The 3707-nt window shown below is 37.2% G+C and carries 4 protein-coding genes; 1 reads left to right on the plus strand and 3 read right to left on the minus strand.

Annotated features, from left to right (window positions below):
* The 3 genes from D7V20_RS20030 to D7V20_RS18710 form a co-directional block, all read right to left on the minus strand.
* On the minus strand, window positions 1–213 hold a 213-nt coding region (locus D7V20_RS20030; RefSeq protein WP_213072522.1), incomplete at its 3' end, for a hypothetical protein.
* Between the two features lie 352 nt (window positions 214–565).
* On the minus strand, window positions 566–1033 hold the full coding sequence (locus D7V20_RS18705; RefSeq protein WP_120385358.1) for a DMT family transporter: 468 nt from the start codon (window positions 1031–1033) through the stop codon (window positions 566–568).
* A 24-nt stretch (window positions 1034–1057) separates the two neighbouring features.
* Window positions 1058–2446, minus strand: a complete 1389-nt coding sequence (locus tag D7V20_RS18710; RefSeq protein ID WP_120385360.1) for an amidohydrolase family protein — start codon at window positions 2444–2446, stop codon at window positions 1058–1060.
* Between the two features lie 135 nt (window positions 2447–2581).
* Here D7V20_RS18710 and D7V20_RS18715 point away from each other — a divergent pair, with 135 nt between their 5' ends.
* Complete coding sequence (locus D7V20_RS18715; RefSeq protein ID WP_120385359.1) at window positions 2582–3490, plus strand: LysR family transcriptional regulator; 909 nt, start codon at window positions 2582–2584, stop codon at window positions 3488–3490.
* Window positions 3491–3707: the final 217 nt, after the last annotated feature.

A 3707-nucleotide genomic window follows, 5' to 3' on the forward strand; every position in this document is an offset into this window, starting at 1 on the left:
CTCTGTCTGATTCTCCTTAGCAATTTTTAATTGTCCAATTCTTCGTTGTGTTGCTAATCCAATCATATTCATAATATATAGATTGAAAGTTACCTTATAGCCGAAGTCATTCCATGAAGAATGCTCTAATAAAATCAAGTAATCCTCAATTTCGTTAATATCTAAATCTGACGTGTTTACATCACTAATTTTATTACAAATTAAAATTTTCATATATTTCTAAAGTATTAAAAAATCAAAGCTACTCTATAAAAATTAATCAAATATTACTATAAAAAATTAGCCTATTTAACTTATGTTCACCTAGAATCTAATTCATAATTAAACTTATGTTTAATAAGCAATTAAATTAATTACTTAGAGTGTTAAAATAATAACTTATAAAATATTTGGTTCATGAACCTAGCTATGAATGCATATTTTCCTACTAAAAAGGTCTTAAAAATAGACTAAATTTGTCTAGGATAGTGGTGGTAGTCCACCACTAATTAAAAGGTGTCTACAAAATCAGTAGCTATTCAAATATCGTTACTTTTACGGCTATATCTATTTGTAGCGATCAAAATTAAAAAAATTCTGACAATTTGTCGCCTAATAGAGCAACAGTTAATCCAACCAGCATGACTATTGTTCCAACTAGTTTGATCAAGGAAACTGGACGTTCAGTAGCCCCCAACAACCCAAAATGATCAATCATTAAAGAGGAGAGTATTTGTCCAGCTATTGCTAGCCCCAGTAAAGCAGACAGTCCAATTCTTGGCGCAAGAACAACATAGCTCAGCAAGGCACACGAACCTAGAATTCCACCTAAAAGACTCCACCACGGCTGAGTCGAAATAGCAATTAATGAAGGAATTATCTCACCCCGAACCAAAGAATAAACTCCAACACATACCGCACCAACAGTAAATGAAAATAGTGCAGCAGCCACAGGATCTCCACCAATTCCTTTAGCCAGTTGAGCATTCAATGTAGTTTGTAGAGTAATTCCTAATCCTGCTGCAAAGGCCATTAAATAATAGATAACATTCATACTGTTTGTCCTCTTTTATATCGTTTACTCAAGAGGCAGAAATGTCTCAGCAAAAATGTCTGGAGTATAACCAGCGGCAGCAAAAAGATGTTGGCGAGATTCATCAATCGCTGCACGTAGTCGTTCACTATTTACGCCTAATACCTTACCGTCACGCTTCACAATGCGCCCAGCAATCATCACAGTATCAATATTACTGCGCTCGGTTGCATGAACTACAGTGCCAAAAGCATTGCCCGAGGGATAAAGATTAATATCATCTGTTCTAATCAATATTAGATCAGCCTGTTTTCCAATGGATAAGCTGCCAATTTTTTCTTGTAGACCTGCACAAGTAGCACCATCAGTCGTCGCAGCTTTTAAAAGGTTTTGAGCATGAAGCGTCACTGGCGAATGTGCTAAACCACAACATTTGTTCTGATGCATACCCATTACGCGTTGTAAATAAAATGCTACACGCATTTCCATAAACATATCACCACTGTAAGAGGTTTCATTATCTACACTTAAACCAGGTCTAATACCGTGACGTAGAGCTGATTGCATGGCGAACATACCATCTTCGATGCCATAGTGGGCATCTGATCTTGGGCATACGTTTACTCGTACTCCAGACTCGCGCAAAATTTCCCATCCAGCATCTGGCAGTGAAGTACAATGATTAAAGATATTATCTGGACCCAGTAATCCTTGTTGATGCAAACCCTCTAGTTCGGCAGCCATTTCCCCACCAAAAAATTCAGTAATAATTGGCAATCCTAATCTGCGTGCCTCCGCCCACAATTGAGGTTCAAGCTGGGCCATTGCAGCGAGTGATACCAAATTATTTTCTTTATTTTGAAAATATTTATTTTGTAGGCGTTCAAGATTTCTAGGCCAGTTGTCTTTATCCCAATCACCTGAGACTGGTGCGCCAGAAGCGTGTACCGCCCGAATACTGGCATCTAGCAAGGCTTCAACAGCTGCATCAGAGTGAGCGGCAGTACGGCTATTATGCGAGTTATCTATGACTGTTGTGATACCTGCGTCAATACACCCGAGAGCAGTAAGTAAATTACCGATATATATATCTTTAGGTCGATAGTACTTGGCAAAAGAATAATGCGTCGCGTTACAATAATCTTCTAACGTTTCTGCATTCGGATTAATTCGTCGTAGTTGTCCTTCCCATGAATGTCGATGTGTATCCACCATACCCGGCATCACAATCATATTTGAAGCATCAATAACAGTAGCACAAGTCGCTTCAATATTTTCACCAATAGCTGTAATCATACTGTTCTCGATAAGAATATCTCCCCGAACCATATTCCCAATCATGCTGTCCATACTCAGGATAGTGGCTCCACGAATAAGCGTTTTACTTGTGGAGGATTCTGTCAATTGCACAATGTTTCTGTTGTAATCAGTCATATTCATTTCAACTTCAAAAAAAGAATAGTGAAAATTTAATTGAAATGATAATGCTGTAAAAGCTGATTAAACTGTTTTTATTATTCAGTAAAAGCGAATAATCTAAGAGCATGCGGATAGAATTGGGATAAAGGCATGAGATTAGATCGTATTCAGGCAATGCAGATTTTTGTTCGGGTGGCAGAAGCTGAAAGCTTTGTACATGCGGCTGAAACACTTTCACTTCCAGCATCTACAGTAACTAGCACAATTAAAAATCTTGAAAAGTATTTACAAGTACGTTTGTTGAACAGGACAACCAGACGGGTAAACCTAACACCTGAAGGGGCACAGTATTTAATACAGTGCAGAGAAATACTTGATCTTATTGAGCACACTGAATCAAGCCTAACCGATACAATGCAACAACCACAGGGGCAGTTACGAGTTGATATGCCTGCGGGTATAGCTCATTCAGTCATCATGCCCAATCTTAAAGAGTTTCAAAAACGCTATCCAGACATCTATATAATGATTGGAGTCAGCGATAGGCAGGTAGACTTAATCAAGGAAGGAGTAGACTGTGTAATCCGAATGGGAAGCTTGAAAAGTTCCTCACTAGTAGCTCGTCCTCTTGGAAAGTTTCGTTGGGTGACGTGTGCCTCACCTGAATATTTGCAAAAGTATGGAACTCCGCAATCTCTTGAAGATCTAGCATTTCATAAGGCGATTCATTATTTTTCAGACCATAATAGAAATACATGTGAAATGAATTTTGTGGATGATGACGAAAAAAGAATAGTAAAAATGAATACTGATATAGCTGTCAATGAGACTGAGCTTTATATAAAATTGTGTCTTGATGGATATGGAATAGTACAACTTGCAGAAAAACTTGTGTTAGAACATCTAAAAGAAGAGAGATTAATTGCTGTATTGCAAAACTTGTGCCCGTTGCCAGTCACAGTAACTTTACTATATCCCCATCAACGTTTTCTTTCACCAGCAATCCGCGTATTCTCAGATTGGGTTGCAGACCTAATCAGTGAGAACAAAGTAAACTGATTGTGAAGGATTCGTGCGGTCGTGAATAACTTTGATAAAGTCGAAGATTTTTTTAAATAAAAAAAAGCTGTAAAACTTTAAGAAGGATCTAAATATCATATTCTTTAAGTAAAATAGAAATTACTTAAGTTATTGAATTTTGGTTTAAGGAAGAAGTCTATGAACTTAAAGTATCATGTACTCAATTTAACATAATCAACGTTATACGAAATCAATT

It is taken from the genome of Acinetobacter rongchengensis (assembly GCF_003611475.1).
Classification (GTDB): domain Bacteria; phylum Pseudomonadota; class Gammaproteobacteria; order Pseudomonadales; family Moraxellaceae; genus Acinetobacter; species Acinetobacter rongchengensis.